Raw genomic sequence first — 22,667 nt, forward strand, 5'->3', positions numbered from 1 at the left:
ACAGGTAGTCCAATATAATGTAGTCATGTATAAATTGATTGGATTGTAAATCGATCCATTATCTTGATTGTACTGATTTATTTGTTTTAGATGGATTGAATCGGTTACATTTTTTGTAAGGCATTGGATAAGTGGTATGTATATTAGATAAACGGCAAATATTTGTCAATCATAATATGCAAAACATATATTATCTTTGGTTCGGTCTTTTCGATAACTATCATTATGTGTTTTTATCAGGGAGATAAAATATGAAACACAGAGCACACATGAATCGTTTTACCGCGCTCAATACGGCATTGACAGTATCGTTTGCTGCCTTCGGTTTGTTTGCAGTATCTGCTGCTGCGGCTGAAAATTACATTAGCATCAGTAGTGATGCTGGTGTTCAACGCCCTAACTATAACAACGATGGCGCCACTGATCGTTTCGGTATGGCTATCGGTGTAAATACAAAGGCAACAGGTCATAGCGGTATTGCTATCGGTACCAGCACCACTTCTGCAGGTGAGTCTGCTACCGCTGTTGGTACTCTATCCAATGCGGATGGTGTTGCCGCTACCGCTTTTGGTCAAGGTGCGCAAGCAGTTGGTAATGTAACGACCGCTGCAGGTCAAAAAGCCCGTGCGACTGCCCAAGGTGCAACTGCTTTGGGTACTGGTGCTGTAGCTTCTGCAATGTATTCGACTGCTACAGGCGCAGCATCTTCTGCGTCAGGTCAGTCAAGTGTTGCTTATGGCCTGCAGTCTAAAGCTTCTGCTAATTCTGCAGTAGCTATTGGCTCTCGTGCGACAGCTTCTCATGATGGTTCCGTTGCTTTGGGTGCAGGTTCTGCAACTGCTGAAGCAGTAGGTACTAATAGTGCAACTGTAAATGGTGTCTCTTATAGTGGCTTTGCAGGTACTAATCCTCGTTCTACCGTTAGTGTTGGCTATGCGGGTGGTGAGCGTACTATCACTAATGTTGCTGCTGGTCGTATTAGTACAACCAGTACTGATGCCATTAACGGTAGTCAATTGTATCAAGTTGCTGCACGTTCGCAAGGTAACTCTACTGCAATCACCAATTTACAAAATCAAGTTAATGGTATTGGTAACCGCTTGAATGATATGGATAAGGATTTGCGTGCAGGTATCGCCGGTGCGACTGCGATTGCCTTCTTGCAACGTCCGAATGAAGCAGGTAAGAGCATGGTTTCTGCTGCGGTAGGTGGCTATCGCAATGAACAGGCTATTGCCGTGGGTTATGCTCATAACTCAGATAACAACAAATGGTCTGTTAAAACCGGTGTCAGTGTTAATACACGCAAAGACGTAAACTGGGGTGGTAGCGTAGGCTATCAATGGTAAGGCCTGAAGGGGTTGGTCGGTTCAAACGACCCCAGTTGAAGAATGATATCGATATAAAGGAAAAAACATGAAATTATCAATCATTTTGCCAGTTATCGCGGCATTGACGTTGGCTGCTTGTGGTAATTTAAGCAAAGTCAGCAAAGAAGGTACTACTGATAACCCTGTATGGCCTGATGCTGCTAAAACTACCTTCCGTCATGATGGTACTCAGCATGGTACTTGGCCGAATTGGGATAACGTCCGTCAAATTGAAGCGGGTATGAATAAAGACCAAATTTACGAATTGATCGGTCGTCCTCATTTCCAAGAAGGCTTGTATGGTGTTCGTGAGTGGGATTATTTGTTCAATTACCGTGAAAACGGTGAGCATAAAACTTGTCAATACAAGATTTTGTTTGACAAAGACAAAAATGCCCAATCATTCTTCTGGTTGCCAGAAGGTTGCGGTCCTAAAAAGTCTGCTCCTGAAGTAGTTCGTGAAGTGATTATTCGCGAGGTAGCTCCAGCTCCTGCTGCACGTATCCGCCAGTAACTAGTAATAGTTTAATTTTATAAATTAAAACCGAGTTTTGTGATTTTGCAAAACTCGGTTTTGTTATTTTTACCGTTTAAATAGTAGTGTAATGGGATTCTGCACGGACAGTGGTTGTTTTATAATAATCCCTTAGAATTTGGTAAGGGGCGTTTGTGTCATATTTTTCACAATGAAAAGCAAAGTTGAATGATATTAGAACGTCCTGATATGTTTTGGGCATAATGGATGATAAAATAAGCATACTCTTTGCAAAAAAAAGAGAAAATAAGAAACGGATAGCAAACAATGAGTATCGGATTATTACGAGTTTTGGTTCAAAGCCAGACAATCAACAATACCCAGGCAGAGCATTACAATAATATATTGAAAACGGGGCAGGAAATCTTGCCCATGCTTTTTGCGGATAAGATTATCAGCCCAAGGTCTTTGGGCGAGTTGGTTGCGCGAGTTTTTAGTTATCCGCTATTGGATTTGCATTATTATCCACGTAACAATATTGTTATGGATGTCTTAACTGAGGAGCAGATGGTTCAAAATCGCTGCGTTCCGATTTTTCGTCGCGGCCGAAAGGTATATTTGGCGGTTTCAGATCCTACTCAAATCCAAAGTTTTCAAAAAATAGCTTTTGCTTCGGGAGTGACGGTTGATTTAGTAGTTGTCCCGGATGATCAGTTGAGTTCTTTGCTGGAGTGGTTAGGACAACGTTCTACCACCATCTTAAAAGAAATTAGTGAAGAACAAGAAGCTGCCCAGCCCTCTCAGGCGCTTTATATAGACAACGAAGAGGCTGAAGATGGGCCTATTCCACGTTTTATTCACAAGACCTTATCAGATGCGCTAAATGCAGGCGCATCCGATATACATTTCGAATTTTATGAACAAATGGCTCGTGTCCGTTTTCGTGTAGATGGACAGCTAAGGGAAGTGGTTCAACCCCCTGTTGCTGTACGCGGACAGCTGGCTTCACGCATCAAAGTAATGGCGCGTTTGGACATTTCGGAAAAACGCGTACCGCAAGATGGTCGTATTCAGATTGCTTTCCATAAACACGGTCGCCCCATTGATTTTCGTGTAAGTACGTTACCTACGCTTTTTGGCGAAAAAGTGGTAATGCGTATTCTGAATTCTGATGCAGCAACTTTAAATATTGACCAACTGGGATTCGAACCCTTCCAAAAAGAAATGCTGCTTGAGGCCATTCATCGGCCTTATGGCATGGTATTGGTAACAGGTCCGACAGGCTCCGGTAAAACCGTATCACTTTATACTTGCTTGAATATTTTAAATACAGAAGACGTCAATATTTCCACTGCAGAAGACCCGGCCGAGATTAATTTACCCGGCATCAACCAAGTCAACGTCAATGACAAACAAGGTTTGACTTTTGCTGCGGCGTTGAAATCTTTCTTGCGACAAGACCCTGACATTATCATGGTAGGTGAGATTCGGGACTTGGAAACCGCGGATATTGCCATCAAAGCGGCACAAACCGGACATATGGTGTTTTCAACGTTGCATACCAATAACGCGCCTGCGACCCTATCCCGTATGTTGAACATGGGGGTCGCTCCATTCAACATTGCCAGTTCCGTCAGCTTAATTATGGCGCAACGACTATTGCGTCGTCTGTGTTCGAGCTGTAAGCGTGAGGTTGAGCGTCCTCCAGTTCCTGCATTAAAAAAAGCAGGATTTACAGATGAAGATTTAGCAAAGGATTGGAAACTCTACCGTCCTGTCGGCTGCGATAGTTGCCGTGGTAAAGGCTTCAAAGGCCGTGTCGGCGTCTACGAAGTGATGCCGATTACCGAGGAAATGCAACGTGTCATTATGAATAATGGTACGGAAGTTGATATTATGAACATGGCCTATAAAGAAGGCATGGTCGATTTACGCCGCGCAGGTTTGTTAAAAGCTATGCAAGGTTTGACTTCATTAGAAGAAGTTATTGCTCACACTAACGATTAAACCATTGAATCGAAGAAATACGGGGACTTTTGTTTTCTTCATTCTTAAACATTAAACCAAGGGGTAACAAAATGGCTCAAGCAGAGCAAAAAAGAGGCTTATTCGCTCAAAAAAATAAAGGCAAACGTTTTACGTTTGAAGGTAAAAATACCAATACGGATCAATTAGTCCGAGGCGAAGTAGTCGCCAAAGACGAAGAAGAAGCGCGTAAAAAGCTCCAACGCCGCGGGATACGCCCTTTACGTATCAGTAAAGTAAAGGCAACCAAAAAGCGTCGTATTACTCAGGAAGACATTACAGTTTTCACCCGTCAACTCGCCACCATGATGAAAGCAGGTCTGCCTTTAATGCAGGCTTTTGAAATTGTCGCACGCGGACACTCCAACCCATCCATGACTGAAATGTTGATGCAAGTCCGTGCAGATGTGGAACAAGGTAGTGCATTGGGTAAATCATTTGCCAAATATCCAAAATATTTCGACCGCTTTTATTGTAATCTGATTGCGGCCGGTGAGACCGGTGGTGTTTTAGAAAGCCTGTTGGATAAACTTGCTGTATATAAAGAGAAAACACAAGCCATTAAGAAAAAAGTAAAAACTGCATTGACCTACCCAATTTCTATTGTGGTTGTTGCGGTTGTACTGATTTTCGTAATGATGCGCTGGGTTTTGCCTGCATTTAAAGAGGTTTACTCCAATATGGGAGCAGAATTACCGGGTATGACACAAACAGTCATGAGTATTTCCGACTTTTTTGTCGAGTATGGCTGGATCATGATTATTGCAGCAATTGGCATTGGATTTGGTGTATATAAATTGCATCAGAAATCTCCTGAATTTCAAAAACGTGTAGATGCCATGGTTTTACGTATGCCTATTTTTGGCTCTATCATTCGTAAAGCAACTATTGCACGTTGGGCTCGTACTACTTCTACCTTATTTGCTGCCGGTGTCCCTTTGGTTGAGGTTTTAGATTCTGTATCAGGTGCTGCCGGCAATATACTCTATGAAGAAGCAACGCAAGACATCCGTGCAAAAGTTACTCAAGGCCTCTCTTTGACTTCAAGTATGCAAAGTACGGATATGTTCCCGAATATGGTTATTCAAATGGCTGCTATTGGTGAAGAATCCGGATCCCTTGATGATATGCTAAATAAGGCTGCTGAATTTTATGAGGAAGAAGTTGATAACTCTGTATCACAACTATCTTCTCTGATGGAGCCGATTATTATGGTGGTTTTGGGCTCCATTATCGGTACAATCCTGGTAGCAATGTATCTGCCGCTGTTTAACCTCGGTAACGTAGTAGGTTGATATGTTGGAATCTTTGGATACATTAGCGCCATTTGCTATTCCATTAGCTGTCATTGTTGGTTTGTTAATCGGAAGTTTTCTTAATGTTGTCATTTACCGCGTTCCTGTCATGATGGAACGCGGCTGGACTCAGTTTGCGAAAGAGCATTTGCAACTTGAATTAACGGAAGAAGAACAGCAACCATTCAATTTGATGAAGCCGGATTCCCGCTGCCCCAAGTGTTATGCTCCGGTAAAGGCTTGGCAAAATATTCCGATTGTCAGTTATCTGATGCTTGGTGGTAAATGTGGTTCGTGTAAAACGCCCATTAGCATCCGTTATCCCTTAATCGAATTATTGACCGGTATATTGTTTGGCGTAGTGGCGTGGCAATATGGCTGGACCATGGCTGCATTCGGTGGGTTGATATTGACTGCAATATTGATTGCATTGACCTTTATCGATGCAGATACTCAATATTTACCTGACAGCCTGACCCTGCCTTTGATATGGTTAGGCTTGCTGTTTAATTTGAACGGCACATTCGTGCCATTGAAATCTGCCGTTTTAGGTGCAGTTTTCGGTTACATGAGCTTGTGGTTGTTGTGTTTCATCTATAAGCTTTTGACTGGAAAAATCGGTATGGGTAACGGCGATTTTAAATTGCTGGCTGCTCTAGGTGCATGGCTTGGGGCCGGCATTTTACCTGTATTGGTTTTTATTGCAGCATTAATTGGTCTGATTGGAGCGATTATCGGACGGGTTGCCAAAGGACAATATTTTGCTTTCGGTCCGAGTTTGGCCATTGCCGGCTGGATTATTTTGGTAGCTAATGAGCCGGTACATCATGCCGTAACTTGGTGGCTGACCACATCAGGGTTTTAATATGACTTTATGGATAGGTTTGACAGGCGGTATCGGTAGCGGAAAATCTCAAGCAGCAAAAATCTTTTCTGATTTGGGAGTCCAGCATATTGATGCCGACGCCCTGAGTCGAGACCTGACGGCGGATAACGGTATAGCATTACCGGCTATCCGCCGTCTTTTTGGCGACAAGGTTTTTCATACCCCAAACAGTCTGAACCGTGCTGCTTTAAGGGATCTCGTTTTCAGACGACCTCAAGCCAAAAAAGAATTGGAAGAGGTATTACTGCCTTTGATTTTGAATGAAATTAAATCAGCCAAAACCCGCTATCCTAGCGCAGCATACGGCATTATTGATGTGCCTTTGCTGATTGAAAATCCGGAATTTTTAGCGACTGTCGATAGGGTATTGGTTATTGACGTTTCTGAGGCAACCCAAATTCTTCGCGTTCAGCAAAGAAGCGGTTTGGACACAGAAGAGATCAAGCGCATTATGAACACTCAGGCCAGCCGAAAAACGCGGCTGCTCTATGCAGATGATGTTTTAGAAAATGAAGGGACTTTATCTGAATTGACTAAAAAAATTCAGGGCTTGCATAGGTTTTATCTGGAATATGCCGGCAACTCAAAATTTGGTACATCATTGCCCTAACGTGAAATATCCCGATCGACAGACAAAGCATATTGGAAATCCAACGATCAAAAGGTTGTCTGAAACTGTGTTTGGTTTTTCAGACGACCTACTTGACAGAAAACAGATAATTCAATTTTAAGAACTCGGAAGCCAATACGGCGAAAAGTTTAAACAATGGAAAATGGATACCCAAATAATCGACCTCCCTTAGAAAAAAGAATTTTTTATCTGGAGCATTCAGGGCAGTATCTGATGATTTGCGCCCTATCAGATTACTCCCACAATAAACATACTGTCGTTATGGCAAATTTTCTCTATCCAAATGGAACAATGGATTGGAGAAATTTAGATGATTTATTCAATGAGTTGGTTTTAGAGGAATTACAGTCTTCATTTATGGATTGGTATCCAACTATTGAAGAGGCAATTAGCCATCATTTAGAAAGCTTTTCGTAACAAGCATAAAATAAAGAATGATTTGGAAGGAATAAATAATGACTGAAGTAACGACTGTGAAATGTCCGACCTGTCAAAAGCCGGTGATATGGAATGAAGAGAGTAAATACCGACCTTTTTGCAGTCAACGCTGCCGATTGATTGACTTAGGTGAATGGGCGCAAGAGAAATATACGGTTGCAGCGGAAGAAGATGATACTTTATCCGATTCAATGGTTGGAGGCTTGCCATAAGCTGTATTTAATACGTTTTTGTGAGGTTATGCAGCCCCCCTTTTTTTTCTCCTTGGTAGGCATTTGTTTGGTAGGATGCCATTATGGTAATGGCTGTCCAAGCTTATGTTTCAGACCAATGTCGGGCATTTTTCATGTCTTGTTCGATTTGTACTTTTAATTCGGCGATACTGTCGAATTTTTTTTCGTCGCGTAATTTGTGTAGAAAACGGACGTTCAGGCGTTGTCCATAAATGTTTTCATTGAAATCAAACAGATGGACTTCAAGTTTTTGGGCGCGGTTGTTGCTGACGGTAGGGTTGAATCCGAAACTTGCCACGCCGCGTTTTGTGGCGAAAGTGCCGTCTGCTTCAACGACAAATACTCCGCTTAAGGCGTAATGGTGGGGAGGGAGTTGGATGTTGGCGGTGGGGGCGTTGATGGTGCGGCCGAGTTTTTTACCGTGTTTGACTTTTCCGCTTAAGGTGTAATCGTGTCCCAGCAGTTTTTTGGCATAGTCTAATCGTCCGTCAGAAAGCGCATTACGCACGGCGGTACTGCTGGTACGGATGTCTTCTACGATAACAGATGGGGTACGATCGATTTGAATATCAGGTTGTGCGGCCAAAAGTTCGAAATCGCCACGGCGACCTGCTCCGAAACGGAAGTCATCTCCAATCAGCAGATAACGCGTATTCAACGTCTTGCGTAAAAGCAGGTTGATAAAGTCTTGGGCATCCATATCGGCAAATGTTTGGTTAAACCGCAGCACCCAAACTGCATCGACACAGCCGGTTTGTTCAAGCAAATTTAGTTTGGTGCGCAGAGGGCTGATACGGTAGGGCTGTTTTTTACCGGTTTGTCGGGCAAAAAATTCTTTGGGTTGTGGTTCGAAGATAACTACGACGACAGGAAGCCCCCGTGCATCGGCTTCTTGCTTGAGTTTTTGGAGAATGTGTTTGTGTCCGAGGTGCACGCCGTCAAAATTGCCGATGGTAACGGCACTTCCCTGAGGGAAGTCGGGCGTGCGATGCTGACCGAGCCAGATTTTCATGAGTTATTTATGCGGTTCGTAAACGGACGGGTATTGTAAACGTTCTTGGTGTTTATATAAACCACAGGTCGTCTGAATATGTTTTCAGACGACCTATATCGTCGTTACCACCAAAACGGCGGACGGTAAAAAGGGTAACCCCAAGGGTCGTAATAGTTGTAATAATAGCGTGCTTCTTGGAGCTGCTGCTGGGAGATGTAGTTTTGCCATGCCATTTTGTAGCAGGCTTGGAACATGGGGTCGGAAACTTTATCTATATATTTCAGGCGGAAGGATTTTTGCTGTTCTGTCGTTTGCACGGAGCGGTTGTCTGTCAGCTCAAATTGTTTTTGTATCAATCGGGCGGTTTTGGGGTCGCACTGGGCGGCCAAGTGGATTTGCAGGTTTTGTTCTTCCTGTTTCTGAGCCTGTGCGCGTGCGGCGAGTTGCTCCGGCGTGGCGGCGCAGGCAGTCAGGAATGCAAGGGTGAAGAGCGATAAAAAGCGTAATGGGTTCATGATATTGCCCCTTTGAGGTGATAATAACCAATGTACGCTGACGGCTGGTCGAGTGCAAGGGGTAAATAGGTAAAGGTCGTCTGAAAACGGATTTCAGACGACCTTCTTTATTTTGCTGCTCGGATGAAAAGGCTTGAATAAACAGTTTAACCTTTGTTCAATATCTGTTTGTTTTCGCCTTCGCGTCGCAGTTCTTTGGGGAGGACGAAGACGATGCTTTCTTCCGCGCCTTCGCCTTCGCGTATGGTTTCGTGTCCCCATTGCTGTATGGTTTGCAGGACTTCTCTGACCAAAACTTCGGGGGCGGACGCGCCGGCGGTTACGCCGACTTTGTGTTTGCCTTCGAACCATTCGCGTTGCAGGTAGCCTGCGTTGTCGACCATATAGGCATCGACGCCGCGTTGGGCGGCGACTTCGCGCAGGCGGTTGCTGTTGGAAGAGTTGGGCGAGCCGACGACGATGACGATGTCGCATTCTTCCGCCAATTCTTTAACGGCTGTTTGGCGGTTGGTCGTGGCGTAGCAGATGTCTTCTTTATGCGGGTTGCGGATGTTGGGGAAGCGGGCGTTCAGCGCGGCAATGATGTCTTTGGTTTCATCGACGGAGAGGGTGGTTTGGCTGACGTAGGCGAGTTTGTTGGGGTTTTTGACTTGCAGTCCGGCGACATCTTCAACGGTTTCGACCAGCAGCATTCTGCCGGGCGGAAGCTGTCCCATGGTGCCTTCGACTTCGACGTGGCCTTTGTGTCCGATCATGATGATTTCGCAGTCTTGCGCGTCGAGGCGGGCGACTTCTTTGTGGACTTTGGTCACGAGCGGGCAGGTGGCATCGAATACGCGGAACCCGCGTTCGGCGGCTTCCTGCTGCACGGCTTTGGAGACGCCGTGTGCCGAGTAAATCAGGATGGCGTCTTTGGGTACGTCGGCGAGGTCTTCGATGAATACCGCGCCTTTTTCGCGCAGGTTGTCCACGACGAATTTGTTGTGGACGACTTCGTGGCGGACGTAAACCGGTGCGCCGAATTCTTCCAGTGCGCGCTCGACGATGCTGATGGCGCGGTCAACGCCGGCGCAGAAGCCGCGCGGGTTGGCAAGGATGATGGTTTTTTGGGTCATGTGTATGGTCCGGATTTCAGACGACCTTAAGGGTTGTCGGTTGTTGGTTCGTCAGTCGGTTTGGGTTCTTTTTTGTGGAACAGTCCGTCCAAAACCAATAAAACGGCACCGACGCAGATAAAGCTGTCGGCAACATTAAATGCAGGATAATACCAATCCTTCCAGTAAAATAGTAAGAAATCAACCACATGGCCGTGAATCAGTCGGTCGATGACGTTACCGAGCGCGCCGCCGATAATCATGGCTGCACCGATTTTACCGGAAAGGCGGAACTCGTCGCGCAGGATAGCGCGGGCGAGATAGGCGCTGATGACGAGTGCCAGCCCTAAGAAAAAAAATTTCTGCCAGCCGCCTTGATCGGCAAGAAAGCTGAACGCTGCGCCCGGGTTGTAGGCAAGGGTCAGGTCGAAGAAGGAGGGGATGATATTGAGGCGCTCGCCTTCTTGGAAGTGGGCGAGGATTTCCCATTTGGTCAGTTGGTCAAGCGCGATGCCGACCAGCGCAATCAGCAGGTAGGCGGTTTTTTTGGAAAGGGAGGAAGACATTTGGTTGAAGCTGCCTGAATAAAAACAAAGCGGCTATTTTACCCGAAAGCGCAAAAGCCGTGTTTCAAAAGGTCGTCTGAAAACCTTTTATTACAGGGCAAGACGCAGGGTTTTGCAGGGTTATCGCAAAACCGCGTAAACGCTGCGTGCAAAAACATCGTCATACGTAAAACAAAGTTTATTTGCTTGATAGGGGTTTGCCTTGCCGATAACATGGCGGCGTTTTTATATGCCTTCCCCGAAAGGATACAGTATGGCTAAAACAAAATCTTTATTGGCAACCGGCATTTTGGCGCTTTTCTCCGCCACCGCCTTCGCCGCTCCGCTTCCTGCCGAAATTTACCTTCCCGCAGGCGCGCACACGGTCAAAGCCGACCGTCAGGGCAACGGCGAATTCGAATACGAAGCCGAGCTGCCCGCACGCGGCAACCCGATTCCGTCTTTGGCGAAAAGAGTCATCGCCCACGCGCGCAGTAAAGGTTTTCAAGTGGTCGAATCGGAAATCAGAAACGATGATGCCGATTTGAAATTTAAACGTGGTGCTCAAGAATTGGACGTCTCCATCGAAAACAAAGGACACGGCCGCATCGAATACAAAGCTGATTTGGACTTGGACAAACGCTAAATCGAGAAATACCGGAAAGGTCGTCTGAAAAGAGGTTTCAGACGACCTTTTTGTATGGGGGCTTTAACAATTGTTTTATGGTTTTTACAACATTTGTTTTATCCGTGAAAACCGTTCAGAAGAAAACACAGGTCGTCTGAAACCTCTTTTCAGACGACCTTTACATAGGATTGGACAAACGGCATTCAAGCAGCAGGGCAGGGCGGATTCGCGCAGAAACAGAACAAAGCCGAATCATGCCGTATCGTTTTATTTGCCCCCGCAATATTTTGTTTTACTGTAAAACACGGTAAAATCCGCGCTCAACATAATATTGAGACGAAACAATATCTAAAGAGAATAAATGATGTTGTTCGGCCTCAACATAAAAATTTCGACACAATCACTACAATACCAACGTTCACACATTGCAAAAATCATGAAAAAAACACTCTTACTCCTCTCCCTGCTCGCCATGTCCGCAGCGGAAGCCGCCGACGTGCCGCCCGAGACTCAAAACCAGCCAGCCCCCGAGTTGCAGGTCAAAACGGCAGAACCTGACCCCGTCGAAGAAGCAGCGGTCAAACCTGCCGCCGAGACGTCGTCTGAAAAAGTCGTCAACGTCGATGCCAAAATCCTGCTCGACAATCCCCAATTACTTTCCCGCGCCATGTATTCCGCCGTTGTTTCGCGCAACATCGCGGGCATCAAGGTTGTCCTGCCGATTTACGAACAATGGCAGGGACACGATAAAAACATGGCGCTCTACGCACGCGGACTGGTTGCCCAAAACGACGGCAAAATGAAAGAAGCCATCGGGTATTACCGTCAATTTATCGCCGAAACCCCCGATGCCCCCGTCGTCCGCTGGCAGCTTGCCATCGCTTTGTTTGAAGACAAGCAAAACGAAGCAGCCGCCGACCAGTTTGACAAACTCAAAACAGAAGCCAATCTGCCCGAGCCGTTCGTCAAAGGCATCGAATCCTACCGCAAAGCATTGCGCGAGCGCGATTCGTGGAAATTCAACGCCGGCTTGAGCGTAACCCGCGAACAAAACATCAACCAAGCACCCAGCCGCCGCACATACGGCAACTGGACTTTCCCCGAGCCTATCGACGCCACCGCCATCAACTACCAACTCGGCGCAGAGAAAAAATGGTCGCTGCCCAAAGGTTGGTACGCCACGGCAGGCGCGGATAATTACGGCAAAATTTATCCCGAACGAACCAAGTATAACGACGTGACCACTCGCTTCTCAGTGGGCGCAGGCTACGCCGACCAGCGCAACGACATCGGCTTGACCCCGTTCCACGAACGCCGTTTCTACGGCAACGATCCTTACACCTATTCCAGCGGTGCGCGCCTGCACATCAACCGCTGGTGGCAGCCTAAACTGCAAACCTTGAGCGCCGTTGAAATGGGTCGTCTGAAAAACACCCGCCGCGCCCGTTCCGACAACAACAACCGCCTTCTGAGCAATTCCGTCGTCTATTACCGAAACGCCCGCCAATATTGGGTCGGCGGTTTCGACATCTATCAGGAACGCAATAAAGAAGATACAACCGACAACTTCGACCGTTATAGCCTCCGTACCGCATGGGGGCAGGAATGGGGCAAAGGATTGTCCACCATGTTGCGGCTGAGTGCGGCGCAACGCCGTTATCAAACGCCTAGTCTTTTGAGCGGTCAGGAAAACCGTCGCGATAAAGAAGCGGATATTTCGCTCGCCGTGTGGCACCGCGCTTTCCATTTCAAAGGCATTACCCCGCGCCTGACCGTCGCCCATCACAAAACATGGAGCAACGACAAATATAATGAATACGGCAAAACCAGAATGTTTGTCGAGTTCAGCAAAACGTTCTGATTGTGTTTGGTTTGAATAATAAAAGGTCGTCTGAAATTTTTCAGACGACCTTTAACTTTTTTATTTGCGTAAGGGCGGATTGTGTAAATTTTTGGAAGAATAAATCTAAAGTTATATTTCGATAGTTTACATTGTTGTTTACCTAGCATTTTATTTTCAAAAGGATTTTGAAAATATGGTTGGCTGAATAGGGTGTAACAGCTGCTTGAAGATTCGGAAACAGGGTAGGGCGGTCGGTTATTTTGACTGGTTTGGGGCGGGGTTTTCACTTACAATCAAACAAGGTTTACGTATGGCAACATTTCTCCGTTCAATGTCAGGATGGGTCGCAGACGTTTTCTGTTCGACTTCGTGGCATTGTTCGGGCGTGTTTGTTCGGGCTTTTGCCTGTAAGAAAAACAAGGAAAAACAATGCGCCACTTACCAATTTTATCCCTCATCTTATTCCCCACTTTGTCGCACGCCGCCGATTTTGACGGCGCGTCGCTCAGTCTGTTTTGGGGTGCGCCGTTCGCGTTGATTCTTTTGTCTATTGCGTTGGGGCCGCTCTTTTTTGCGCATACTTGGCATCACCATTTTGGCAAGATTACCGCGTTTTGGACGCTGCTGTTTCTAGTTCCGTTTGCCGCTGTGTTCGGTTTCGGCGCGGGCGTTCATACGGTCGCTCATGCGCTGGTTGAGGAATATATTCCGTTTATCCTGCTGCTTTTGGCTTTGTATACGATTTCGGGCGGGATTTTGGTTTGGGGTAAGCTGCACGGTACGCCTGCGTTGAATACCGGATTGTTGGCGGCGGGTACGGTGATGGCTTCCTTTATGGGAACGACCGGTGCGGCAATGTTGATGATTCGTCCGCTGCTGAAGGCAAACCATTATCGCAAGAAAAAGGTGCATGTTGTTGTATTTTTTATCTTTTTGGTGGCAAATATTGGCGGCGGTCTGACGCCGTTGGGCGATCCTCCGTTGTTTCTGGGTTTCTTGAAGGGCGTGGATTTCATGTGGACGGTGAAACACATGTTGATGCCCGTATTGATCAGTACGGTGGTGTTGTTGCTGGTGTTTTATATTATCGACAGCCGCTATCACGCGCGTGAAGCCAATGAGGAGCAGATTCAGCAGGAAGAGGAAGTCGAGGAAGATTTGCGGATTGCCGGTAAATGGAATTTCTTGCTGCTGGCGGGCGTGGTCGGTTCGGTTTTGCTGTCCGGTTTGTGGAAGCCCGACCATCCTGGATTCGAAATCTTGGGCAGCCACTATGCGTTGCAAAATTTGGTGCGCGATGTGATTTTGCTGGTGTTGACCATTGTTTCGCTGCTGATTACGCCTAAGCAGGTTAGGGCGGGTAATGAATTCAATTTCGACCCGATTGCCGAAGTGGGCAAACTGTTTTTAGGTATTTTCATCACGATTTCTCCTGTCTTGGCAATTTTGAAGGCAGGCGAAGCGGGTGCGCTGGGCGCGGTGGTATCGTTGGTGCATGATGCTTCGGGTAATCCAATTAATACGATGTATTTCTGGATGAGCGGTTTGTTGTCCGCCTTTTTGGATAATGCGCCGACTTATTTGGTGTTCTTCAATATGGCGGGCGGCGATGCTCAGGCTCTGATGACGGGGCATTTGTTCCATTCGCTGTTGGCCATATCCATGGGTTCGGTGTTTATGGGTGCGCTCACTTATATCGGTAATGCGCCGAACTTTATGGTTAAGGCGATTGCTGAGCAACGCGGTATCCCGATGCCGACTTTCTTTGGTTATATGATGTGGTCGGTAGGGGTATTGATTCCGCTGTTTATATTGCACACGCTGATTTTCTTTGTTTGGCAGTTGTTCTGATACTTGCCTGCCCTTAAAAGGTCGTCTGAAAACCTGATTCTTGTGATTCGGTTTTCAGACGACCTTTTTGTATTCTGCCGCTTGTTTTGAAGAGATTAATTTTTGGCATCAATATGTTGTGCTTTTATTGAGGACTTATTTCTCGCGGGATATGGGACAGAAGGCTGGAAAAAATCTGCGTAAATCTGACATAAAGCGGGCTGTTCCTGCTAAAATCGAACACTTTACAGTTTTCATTTAATTGTTGTTTTCCGTAAGTAAGGCTTTACTTTCAGACGACCTCTCCCGCGCTTTCCCGTTTCAAACGTCGTCTGAAAAGTTGGATCATTTTATTCTGTTTAACTCATCACAAGTAATGCAAACCTATGATTAAAATCAAAAAAGGCCTAGACCTGCCCATCGCGGGCAGACCGGAGCAAGCCGTTTACGACGGTCCGGCCATTACCGAAGTCGCGTTGCTTGGCGAAGAATATGCCGGTATGCGCCCCTCGATGAAAGTCAAGGAAGGCGATGCCGTCAAAAAAGGCCAAGTGCTGTTTGAAGACAAGAAAAATCCGGGCGTGGTGTTTACTGCGCCGGCTTCCGGCAAAATCGCTGCGATTCACCGCGGCGAAAAACGTGTGCTTCAGTCGGTTGTGATTGCCGTTGAGGGCGATGACGAAATCGAGTTCGAACGCTACGCGCCCGATGCGTTGGCAAACTTAAGCGGCGAAGAGGTGCGCCGCAATCTGATTCAATCCGGTTTGTGGACTGCGCTGCGCACTCGTCCGTTCAGCAAAATCCCCGCCGTCGATGCCGAGCCGTTCGCCATTTTCGTCAATGCGATGGACACCAATCCGCTGGCGGCAGACCCTGTGGTCGTTATCAAAGAAGCCGCCGAGGATTTCAGACGAGGTTTGCTGGTGTTGAGCCGTCTGACCGAACGCAAAATCCATGTTTGTAAAGCAGCCGGTGCGGACGTGCCGTCTGAAAACGCCGCCAACATTGAAACGCACGAATTCGGCGGCCCTCATCCCGCTGGTTTGAGCGGTACGCACATTCATTTCATCGAGCCTGTCGGCGCGAATAAAACCGTTTGGACCATCAATTATCAAGACGTGATTGCCATCGGACGTTTGTTTGTAACAGGTCGTCTGAATACCGAGCGCGTGGTTGCCTTGGGCGGGCCGCAAGTCAACAAACCACGCCTCTTGCGTACCGTTTTGGGTGCGAAAGTGTCGCAAATCACCGCCGGCGAATTGGTTGACGCGGACAACCGCGTGATTTCCGGTTCGGTATTGAACGGCGCAATTGCACAAGGCGCGCATGATTATTTGGGACGCTACCACAATCAGATTTCCGTTATCGAAGAAGGCCGCAGCAAAGAGCTGTTCGGCTGGGTTGCGCCGCAGCCGGATAAATACTCGATTACGCGTACGACCCTCGGTCATTTCCTGAAAAACAAACTCTTCAAGTTCACGACAGCCGTCAACGGCGGCGACCGCGCTATGGTTCCCATCGGTACTTACGAGCGCGTGATGCCGCTGGACATCCTGCCTACCTTGCTTCTGCGCGATTTAATCGTCGGCGATACCGACAGCGCGCAGGCTTTGGGTTGCTTGGAATTGGACGAAGAAGACCTCGCTTTGTGCAGCTTTGTCTGCCCGGGTAAATACGAATACGGCCCGCTGTTGCGCAAGGTGCTGGAAACCATTGAGAAGGAAGGCTGATTATGGGCTTGAAACATTTTCTGGAAAAAATCGAACCGCACTTCCTGCCGGGCGGCAAGCATGAAAAATGGTATGCCCTCTATGAAGCTGCGGCGACGATTTTCTATACATCCGGCGCGGTAACGCGCAAAGCGGCGCACGTCCGCGACGCGCTTGACTCCAAACGCATGATGATTTTGGTGTGGCTGGCTTTGTTCCCCGCCATGTTTTACGGTATGTACAACGTCGGCGCGCAGGCATTCGGTGCGTTGACGCCTGATTTGCTGCAACAAAGCATCGCCAACGATTGGCATTACGCCCTTGCCAACGCCTTGGGCATCAATATGTCGTCTGAAGCGGGCGTGTTGGGCAAAATGCTGTTCGGCGCGATTTACTTCCTGCCGATTTACGCGACCGTATTTGCCGTCGGCGGTTTCTGGGAAGTTTTGTTCGCCACCGTGCGTAAACATGAAATCAACGAAGGTTTCTTCGTTACTTCGATTTTGTTTGCCTTAATCGTTCCGCCTACGCTGCCGCTGTGGCAGGCTGCCTTGGGTATTACCTTCGGCGTGGTGGTTGCGAAAGAGGTGTTCGGCGGTACGGGTAAAAATTTTATGAACCCCGCACTGGCAGGCCGTGCCTTCTTGTTCTTCGCCTATCCTGCGAATATTACCGGCGACACCGTTTGGACGGCGGTTGACGGCTATTCCGGCGCAACTGCGCTGGCGCAATGGGCGGCAAATGGTTCAGAAGGCCTGAAAAATGCCGTTACCAATCAATCCATCACTTGGATGGATGCGTTTATCGGTAACTTGCCCGGTTCTATTGGCGAAGTATCCACTTTGGCGCTTTTAATCGGCGGCGCGTTTATCGTGTTTGCACGCATCGCTTCTTGGCGCATTATTGCCGGCGTGATGATCGGTATGATTGCCATGTCTTCGCTGTTTAATGTTATCGGTTCGGACACCAATCCGATGTTCAGCATGCCTTGGTACTGGCATCTGGTCGTCGGCGGCTTCGCCATCGGTATGCTGTTTATGGCGACCGACCCTGTTTCCGCTTCATTTACCAATGTCGGCAAATGGTGGTACGGCGCGCTAATCGGCGTGATGTGCGTGTTAATCCGCGTGGTCAATCCGGCTTACCCTGAAGGCATGATGTTGGCGATTCTGTTTGCCAACCTGTTTGCCCCGATTTTCGACTATTTCGTCGCACAAGCGAACATCAAACGCAGAAAGGCGCGCAGCAATGGCTAAGAAATTCGATAAAGACAGCTTCAGCGGCACGCTGATTGTGGTTTTGGCGGTCAGCCTGATTTGCTCGGTCATCGTGGCGGGCGCGGTTGTCGGCTTGAAACCGGTGCAGGAAAAGCAAAAGGTTCAGGATAAGCAAAGCTACATCCTGAGCGTTGCCGGTTTGCTCGATAAGAATACCGACATCAGCAAAACCTTTGCCGACCGCATCGAACAACGCGTGGTCGATTTGGCGACCGGCGAATATGTGAAAGACGCGCCGAAAGATTTCAGCGCGCGCGTTGCCGCCAAAGACCCTGCGCAAAGCATCCAAATCAAACCTGAAGACGATTTGGCAGGCATCAAAAGCCGCGCTAAATACACCGAAGTTTATTTGGTAAAAGGCGATGACGGCAAAGTCAGCCAAATCATCCTGCCTATGCACGGCAACGGTTTGTGGTCAGTCATGTACGGCTTCGTCGCCATCCAACCTGACGGAAACACCATCAACGGCATTACCTACTACGACCAAGGCGAAACTCCGGGCTTGGGCGGCGAAATCGGCAATCCGTTGTGGCAACAAAAATTCGTCGGCAAAAAACTCTTTAACGAACAAGGCAAACTTGCCCTGCACGTCGGCAAAGGCGCGAGTTCCGATAAAGAACACGGCGTAGATGCACTCTCCGGCGCATCGCTGACTTCCAAAGGCGTACAAGGCTCGTTCGACTACTGGTTCGGCGAAAACGGCTATATCCCCTACCTGAACAAATTGAAATCAGCAGGAGCACAATAATGGCTGATATGAAACGCTTGAAACATTTAATGTTTTCACCCTTTATCGATAACAACCCGATTGCCTTGCAGGTTTTGGGTATTTGTTCGGCGCTGGCGGTTACCACCAAACTTCAGACGGCCATCGTGATGGGTATTTCCGTCAGTTTGGTAACCGGTTTTTCCAGCTTCTTCATCTCGCTGGTGCGCAACTACATCCCGAACAGCATCCGCATTATCGTGCAGATGGCGATTGTCGCGTCGCTGGTTACGCTGGTTGACCAATTGTTGCAGGCCTATGCCTACGAATTGTCCAAACAGCTCTCCGTATTCGTCGGTCTGATTATTACCAACTGTATCGTGATGGGTCGTGCCGAAGCCTTCGCCATGAAAGAGCCGCCGCTGGAAAGCTTGGTGGACGGTATCGGTCAGGGCGCGGGTTACGGTATGTTGCTGATTATCATCGCCAGCATCCGTGAATTGATCGGTTCGGGCAAACTCTTTGGTTACACCATTTTCCAAACCGTACAGGATGGCGGCTGGTATCAAACCAACGGCCTCTTTCTGCTGGCACCGAGCGCGTTCTTCATCATCGGCTTTTTGATTTGGGGTTTGCGTACTTGGAAACCCGAACAGGCGGAGAAATAAGACATGGAACACTACTTAAGCCTTTTTGTGAAATCCGTCTTCATTGAAAACATGGCGCTGTCCTTCTTCTTGGGCATGTGTACTTTCTTGGCGGTATCGAAAAAAGTATCCACCGCATTCGGCTTGGGCGTTGCCGTTACCTTCGTACTCGGTCTGTCCGTCCCTGCCAACCAGCTCGTTTACTCGCTGCTCAAAGACGGCGCGATTGTCGAAGGCGTAGATTTGACTTTCCTGAAATTCATCACCTTCATCGGCGTGATTGCAGCTTTGGTGCAGATTTTGGAAATGTTCTTGGACAAATTCTTCCCCGCCCTCTATAACGCGTTGGGTATTTACCTGCCGCTGATTACCGTAAACTGCGCGATTTTCGGTGCCGTTTCGTTTATGGCGCAACGCGAATACAACTTCGGCGAATCCGTCGTGTATGGTTTCGGTGCAGGCTTGGGCTGGATGTTGGCGATTGTCGCTTTGGCGGGCATTACCGAAAAAATGAAATATTCGGACGCACCCAAAGGCCTCAAAGGACTGGGTATCACCTTCATCTCCGCCGGCCTGATGGCGATGGCGTTTATGTCGTTCTCCGGCATCCAGTTATAAGAAAGGATTCGGCATGGAAATTATTTTAGGTATCGTGATGTTTACCGTCATCGTCTTGGCTTTGGCACTGATGATTCTGTTTGCCAAATCCAAGCTGGTGAGCGAGGGCGACATCACCATCAAAGTCAATGATGAAAAAGAGCTGACTATGCCCGCCGGCGGCAAACTGTTGGGTGCACTTGCCAGTCAAGGCATCTTCGTTCCCTCCGCCTGCGGTGGAGGTGGTTCGTGCGGACAATGCCGCGTTGTCGTGAAAAGCGGCGGCGGCGACATTCTGCCGACCGAGTTGTCCCATATCAGCAAACGCGAAGCACGCGAAGGCTGCCGTCTGTCTTGTCAGGTCAACGTCAAAACCGACATGGACATCGAAGTGCCGGAAGAAGTGTTCGGCGTGAAAAAATGGGAATGCACCGTCATCTCCAACGACAATAAAGCCACGTTCATTAAAGAACTCAAGCTTGCCATTCCCGAAGGCGAAGAAGTTCCCTTCCGCGCCGGCGGCTACATCCAAATCGAAGCCCCGCCGCATACCGTCGCCTACAAAGATTTCGACATTCCTAAGGAATATCATGAAGACTGGGACAAATACAATCTGTGGCAATACGTTTCCAAAGTAGACGAGCCGATTTTGCGCGCTTACTCCATGGCTTCATATCCAGAAGAAAAAGGCATCATCATGCTGAACGTGCGTATCGCCACGCCGCCTCCGCGCGTACCCGATGCGCCTCCTGGACAAATGTCGTCTTACATCTGGTCGCTCAAACCCGGCGACAAAGTAACCATCTCTGGCCCGTTCGGCGAATTCTTCGCCAAAGACACCGATGCCGAAATGGTATTCATCGGCGGCGGTGCAGGTATGGCGCCGATGCGCTCCCACATTTTCGACCAGTTGAAACGTTTGAACTCCAAACGCAAAATCACCTTCTGGTACGGCGCACGTTCCAAACGTGAAATGTTCTATGTTGAAGACTTCGACCAACTCGCGGCAGAGTTCCCGAACTTCACATGGCACGTCGCCTTGTCCGACCCGCTGCCGGAAGACAACTGGGACGGTTACACAGGCTTCATCCACAACGTGGTTTACGAAAACCATCTGAAAAACCACGAAGCCCCCGAAGACTGCGAATTCTATATGTGCGGCCCTCCGATCATGAACCAATCCGTCATCAAAATGCTCAAAGACTTGGGCGTGGAAGATGAAAACATCCTCTTGGATGACTTCGGCGGTTAAAATTTGACCTCAAATGCAAAAGGAAGAAACCTCGGTTTTTTCCTTTTTTTGTTTAGATTAAAGATGAAGGTCGTCTGAAAACAGGGAAACGGGTTTCGTTAAAATTTTCAGACGACCTTTGGACTTTTCAGAAAAATAGCATTGTTCTCACTTATTTTGAGAATTATTTTGCTATATTGTTCATGATGAACGATTCAGACGAGCTGCAAGATGTTTGACAATGTTATCTGCTGCTTGACGTTTATCTGTTTCTGGAAATGAAATCTCATTTTCGTCATCAATAATGGTGATTTGATTAGTCGTTTTTCCCATTGACTGGGAAATTTGATTTGCAACCAGCATAGGGATATTTTTTCTGATTCTTTTGACTCTGGCATATTCTAGGACGCGTTCGCTTTCAGCGGCAAACCCGACACAGAAGGGAGTGTTAGGCAAAGAAGCAATGGAAGCGAGAATATCAGGGTTTTCCGTTAATTCGATAACAGGAACTTTACCGGAACCATCTTTTTTTATTTTTTGGGAACTGCTATTTTTCACCTTATAGTCAGCAACAGCTGCAACGGAGATAAATACATCTTGGTTGGTAATATGATTGTGAACAGCGCGGAACATTTCTTCAGCGCTTACGGCTTGTTCTGTATGTAAAAGTCCGGTCGGAATAGTAGTTTGGAGTTGTCCATAAATTAAAGTTACTTTAGCCCCTGCAGCCCTGCATGCCCGTGCTAAAGCTGTACCCATCTGTCCGCTAGAGATGTTTGTAATACCGCGTACAGGGTCGATGGCTTCAAACGTTGCTCCGGCTGTGATTAAAATACGTTTGCCTAATAAGATTTTGGGTATCCATAAGTCGGAAATTAAATCAGCCAAATCAGCTGCTTCAAGCATTCGGCCAAGTCCAATTTCCCCACAGGCCTGTTCGCCATACGCCGGCTGGAAGACAGTAATACCGTCTGAACGTAGTTGTTCGATATTGCGTAGATTGGCAGGATTGTTCCACATCTCTACATTCATGGCGGGAGCAACTGCTAAAGGACATTTCCGTGCGGCAACAAGATTGGTCAGGAGGTTATCCGCAATGCCATAGGAAATTTTTGCAATCGTATTGGCTGTTGCCGGTGCAATGACCAACGCATCTGCCTCACGTGTTAAATTAATATGAGCCATGCCATTTCCTAAGCCATTTTCATGCGTATCTGTTAGAACAGGATTTCCGCTTAAGGCCTGAAAAGTCAGTGGTGAAATAAATTCGGTTGATGCTGTGCTCATTACCACACTGACTGAATGTCCCTGTTTTTTCAACAAGCGTACCAACTCGCAAGACTTATAAGCGGCAATGCCGCCACTAATACCCAGCAGAATATGTTTACTCATGATTAAAATACGTGTTCAAAATATGTTTATACTAACATGGATAAAGAATAAACAAGCAATTTTGCGGAAGGCCTATATTATGTCAACGAGGCGATGTAATATTCGGGAGGGTAATTTTCTGAATGAGCAAGATTGGTAAAATATGATGCAAGATTGAACACCAAAGGTCGTCTGAAAGAGATTTCAGACGACCTTTGTTATTTGTTGATGTGTAAGTTGGTGGTTTTGAGTTGTTTGGATTTGGGATTGAGGGTGTTTTGAAATAATGTGTTGAGAGTTCTGAAATAAAAGCTGTTGAATTTCAGA

At 47.5% G+C, this 22,667-nt stretch carries 22 protein-coding genes; 17 read left to right on the forward strand and 5 right to left on the reverse strand.

Going from position 1 to position 22,667, the window contains the following annotated elements:
* Positions 1-269: 269 nt before the first annotated feature.
* The 8 genes from DBY90_RS04705 (at position 270) to yacG (ending at position 7,332) form a co-directional block, all read left to right on the forward strand.
* The gene (locus DBY90_RS04705) at positions 270-1,349 is read left to right on the forward strand and encodes a YadA family autotransporter adhesin (protein WP_234405100.1); all 1,080 of its coding nucleotides are present in this window, start codon (positions 270-272) and stop codon (positions 1,347-1,349) included.
* A gap of 67 nt (positions 1,350-1,416) precedes the next feature.
* Positions 1,417-1,884 carry an outer membrane protein assembly factor BamE gene (locus DBY90_RS04710; RefSeq protein ID WP_049228456.1) on the forward strand — a complete coding sequence of 156 codons (468 nt, stop codon included), beginning with the start codon at positions 1,417-1,419 and terminating at the stop codon, positions 1,882-1,884.
* A gap of 288 nt (positions 1,885-2,172) precedes the next feature.
* Positions 2,173-3,852, forward strand: coding sequence for a type IV-A pilus assembly ATPase PilB (gene pilB, locus DBY90_RS04715; protein ID WP_060974402.1), 1,680 nt, complete (start codon positions 2,173-2,175; stop codon positions 3,850-3,852).
* Positions 3,853-3,923: 71 nt separating this feature from the next.
* Positions 3,924-5,165, forward strand: coding sequence for a type II secretion system F family protein (locus tag DBY90_RS04720; protein ID WP_060974403.1), 1,242 nt, complete (start codon positions 3,924-3,926; stop codon positions 5,163-5,165).
* A gap of 1 nt (position 5,166) precedes the next feature.
* Positions 5,167-6,030: a prepilin peptidase gene (locus DBY90_RS04725; protein ID WP_070490898.1), complete on the forward strand. Its 864-nt coding sequence runs from the start codon at positions 5,167-5,169 to the stop codon at positions 6,028-6,030.
* Between the two features lies 1 nt (position 6,031).
* Positions 6,032-6,661, forward strand: coding sequence for a dephospho-CoA kinase (gene coaE / locus DBY90_RS04730; protein WP_070490895.1), 630 nt, complete (start codon positions 6,032-6,034; stop codon positions 6,659-6,661).
* A 156-nt stretch (positions 6,662-6,817) separates the two neighbouring features.
* Complete coding sequence (locus DBY90_RS04735) at positions 6,818-7,099, forward strand: hypothetical protein (RefSeq protein ID WP_083286675.1); 282 nt, start codon at positions 6,818-6,820, stop codon at positions 7,097-7,099.
* Positions 7,100-7,137: 38 nt separating this feature from the next.
* Complete coding sequence (gene yacG / locus DBY90_RS04740; RefSeq protein ID WP_083286674.1) at positions 7,138-7,332, forward strand: DNA gyrase inhibitor YacG; 195 nt, start codon at positions 7,138-7,140, stop codon at positions 7,330-7,332.
* A 103-nt stretch (positions 7,333-7,435) separates the two neighbouring features.
* Here the strand turns inward: yacG and ribF are convergent, their stop codons facing one another.
* The 4 genes from ribF to lspA form a co-directional block, all read right to left on the reverse strand.
* Positions 7,436-8,365, reverse strand: coding sequence for a bifunctional riboflavin kinase/FAD synthetase (gene ribF / locus DBY90_RS04745; protein WP_070490893.1), 930 nt, complete (start codon positions 8,363-8,365; stop codon positions 7,436-7,438).
* 104 nt (positions 8,366-8,469) lie between these two features.
* A complete protein-coding gene (locus DBY90_RS04750; protein ID WP_070490891.1) occupies positions 8,470-8,862 on the reverse strand; it encodes a hypothetical protein in 393 nt (130 codons plus the stop codon).
* 146 nt (positions 8,863-9,008) lie between these two features.
* A complete protein-coding gene (gene ispH, locus DBY90_RS04755) occupies positions 9,009-9,977 on the reverse strand; it encodes a 4-hydroxy-3-methylbut-2-enyl diphosphate reductase (RefSeq protein WP_070490889.1) in 969 nt (322 codons plus the stop codon).
* Positions 9,978-10,003: 26 nt separating this feature from the next.
* On the reverse strand, positions 10,004-10,522 hold the full coding sequence (gene lspA / locus DBY90_RS04760; RefSeq protein WP_070490887.1) for a signal peptidase II: 519 nt from the start codon (positions 10,520-10,522) through the stop codon (positions 10,004-10,006).
* A gap of 253 nt (positions 10,523-10,775) precedes the next feature.
* Between lspA and DBY90_RS04765 the strand changes: the two genes are divergently transcribed.
* The 9 genes from DBY90_RS04765 to nqrF all read left to right on the forward strand — a co-directional run bounded on the left by DBY90_RS04765 (position 10,776) and on the right by nqrF (position 20,990).
* Complete coding sequence (locus DBY90_RS04765) at positions 10,776-11,147, forward strand: hypothetical protein (protein WP_003741102.1); 372 nt, start codon at positions 10,776-10,778, stop codon at positions 11,145-11,147.
* 418 nt (positions 11,148-11,565) lie between these two features.
* Positions 11,566-12,990 (forward strand): surface lipoprotein assembly modifier, encoded by a 1,425-nt coding sequence (locus tag DBY90_RS04770; RefSeq protein ID WP_070490931.1) that lies wholly within the window; start codon positions 11,566-11,568, stop codon positions 12,988-12,990.
* Between the two features lie 411 nt (positions 12,991-13,401).
* On the forward strand, positions 13,402-14,823 hold the full coding sequence (locus tag DBY90_RS04780; protein ID WP_070490885.1) for a sodium:proton antiporter: 1,422 nt from the start codon (positions 13,402-13,404) through the stop codon (positions 14,821-14,823).
* Between the two features lie 365 nt (positions 14,824-15,188).
* Positions 15,189-16,532 (forward strand): Na(+)-translocating NADH-quinone reductase subunit A, encoded by a 1,344-nt coding sequence (locus DBY90_RS04785; protein ID WP_070490883.1) that lies wholly within the window; start codon positions 15,189-15,191, stop codon positions 16,530-16,532.
* A gap of 2 nt (positions 16,533-16,534) precedes the next feature.
* The gene (locus tag DBY90_RS04790) at positions 16,535-17,767 is read left to right on the forward strand and encodes an NADH:ubiquinone reductase (Na(+)-transporting) subunit B (RefSeq protein WP_070490881.1); all 1,233 of its coding nucleotides are present in this window, start codon (positions 16,535-16,537) and stop codon (positions 17,765-17,767) included.
* Entirely contained in the window at positions 17,760-18,536 is a 777-nt protein-coding gene (locus tag DBY90_RS04795) for a Na(+)-translocating NADH-quinone reductase subunit C (protein ID WP_070490879.1), read from the forward strand. The genes DBY90_RS04790 and DBY90_RS04795 overlap by 8 nt, the downstream gene beginning before the upstream one ends.
* A complete protein-coding gene (locus DBY90_RS04800) occupies positions 18,536-19,162 on the forward strand; it encodes an NADH:ubiquinone reductase (Na(+)-transporting) subunit D (RefSeq protein ID WP_003741088.1) in 627 nt (208 codons plus the stop codon). The genes DBY90_RS04795 and DBY90_RS04800 overlap by 1 nt, the downstream gene beginning before the upstream one ends.
* 3 nt (positions 19,163-19,165) lie before the next feature.
* The gene (nqrE, locus tag DBY90_RS04805) at positions 19,166-19,759 is read left to right on the forward strand and encodes an NADH:ubiquinone reductase (Na(+)-transporting) subunit E (RefSeq protein WP_003741087.1); all 594 of its coding nucleotides are present in this window, start codon (positions 19,166-19,168) and stop codon (positions 19,757-19,759) included.
* A 13-nt stretch (positions 19,760-19,772) separates the two neighbouring features.
* On the forward strand, positions 19,773-20,990 hold the full coding sequence (gene nqrF, locus DBY90_RS04810) for an NADH:ubiquinone reductase (Na(+)-transporting) subunit F (RefSeq protein WP_003741084.1): 1,218 nt from the start codon (positions 19,773-19,775) through the stop codon (positions 20,988-20,990).
* A gap of 180 nt (positions 20,991-21,170) precedes the next feature.
* On the opposite strand, the gene coaBC is transcribed toward nqrF, so the two are convergent.
* Positions 21,171-22,361 carry a bifunctional phosphopantothenoylcysteine decarboxylase/phosphopantothenate--cysteine ligase CoaBC gene (gene coaBC / locus DBY90_RS04815; RefSeq protein ID WP_070490875.1) on the reverse strand — a complete coding sequence of 397 codons (1,191 nt, stop codon included), beginning with the start codon at positions 22,359-22,361 and terminating at the stop codon, positions 21,171-21,173.
* Positions 22,362-22,667 lie beyond the last annotated feature (306 nt).

This window comes from Neisseria mucosa (assembly GCF_003044445.1).
GTDB lineage: Bacteria > Pseudomonadota > Gammaproteobacteria > Burkholderiales > Neisseriaceae > Neisseria > Neisseria mucosa_A.

Coding starts and splice junctions, on each gene's coding strand:
- DBY90_RS04705 (WP_234405100.1), top strand. CDS start 270: ATGAATCGTTTTACCGCGCTCAATACGGCATTGACAGTATCGTTTGCT.
- DBY90_RS04710 (WP_049228456.1), top strand. CDS start 1,417: ATGAAATTATCAATCATTTTGCCAGTTATCGCGGCATTGACGTTGGCT.
- pilB (WP_060974402.1), top strand. CDS start 2,173: ATGAGTATCGGATTATTACGAGTTTTGGTTCAAAGCCAGACAATCAAC.
- DBY90_RS04720 (WP_060974403.1), top strand. CDS start 3,924: ATGGCTCAAGCAGAGCAAAAAAGAGGCTTATTCGCTCAAAAAAATAAA.
- DBY90_RS04725 (WP_070490898.1), top strand. CDS start 5,167: ATGTTGGAATCTTTGGATACATTAGCGCCATTTGCTATTCCATTAGCT.
- coaE (WP_070490895.1), top strand. CDS start 6,032: ATGACTTTATGGATAGGTTTGACAGGCGGTATCGGTAGCGGAAAATCT.
- DBY90_RS04735 (WP_083286675.1), top strand. CDS start 6,818: ATGGAAAATGGATACCCAAATAATCGACCTCCCTTAGAAAAAAGAATT.
- yacG (WP_083286674.1), top strand. CDS start 7,138: ATGACTGAAGTAACGACTGTGAAATGTCCGACCTGTCAAAAGCCGGTG.
- ribF (WP_070490893.1), bottom strand. CDS start 8,365: ATGAAAATCTGGCTCGGTCAGCATCGCACGCCCGACTTCCCTCAGGGA.
- DBY90_RS04750 (WP_070490891.1), bottom strand. CDS start 8,862: ATGAACCCATTACGCTTTTTATCGCTCTTCACCCTTGCATTCCTGACT.
- ispH (WP_070490889.1), bottom strand. CDS start 9,977: ATGACCCAAAAAACCATCATCCTTGCCAACCCGCGCGGCTTCTGCGCC.
- lspA (WP_070490887.1), bottom strand. CDS start 10,522: ATGTCTTCCTCCCTTTCCAAAAAAACCGCCTACCTGCTGATTGCGCTG.
- DBY90_RS04765 (WP_003741102.1), top strand. CDS start 10,776: ATGGCTAAAACAAAATCTTTATTGGCAACCGGCATTTTGGCGCTTTTC.
- DBY90_RS04770 (WP_070490931.1), top strand. CDS start 11,566: ATGAAAAAAACACTCTTACTCCTCTCCCTGCTCGCCATGTCCGCAGCG.
- DBY90_RS04780 (WP_070490885.1), top strand. CDS start 13,402: ATGCGCCACTTACCAATTTTATCCCTCATCTTATTCCCCACTTTGTCG.
- DBY90_RS04785 (WP_070490883.1), top strand. CDS start 15,189: ATGATTAAAATCAAAAAAGGCCTAGACCTGCCCATCGCGGGCAGACCG.
- DBY90_RS04790 (WP_070490881.1), top strand. CDS start 16,535: ATGGGCTTGAAACATTTTCTGGAAAAAATCGAACCGCACTTCCTGCCG.
- DBY90_RS04795 (WP_070490879.1), top strand. CDS start 17,760: ATGGCTAAGAAATTCGATAAAGACAGCTTCAGCGGCACGCTGATTGTG.
- DBY90_RS04800 (WP_003741088.1), top strand. CDS start 18,536: ATGGCTGATATGAAACGCTTGAAACATTTAATGTTTTCACCCTTTATC.
- nqrE (WP_003741087.1), top strand. CDS start 19,166: ATGGAACACTACTTAAGCCTTTTTGTGAAATCCGTCTTCATTGAAAAC.
- nqrF (WP_003741084.1), top strand. CDS start 19,773: ATGGAAATTATTTTAGGTATCGTGATGTTTACCGTCATCGTCTTGGCT.
- coaBC (WP_070490875.1), bottom strand. CDS start 22,361: ATGAGTAAACATATTCTGCTGGGTATTAGTGGCGGCATTGCCGCTTAT.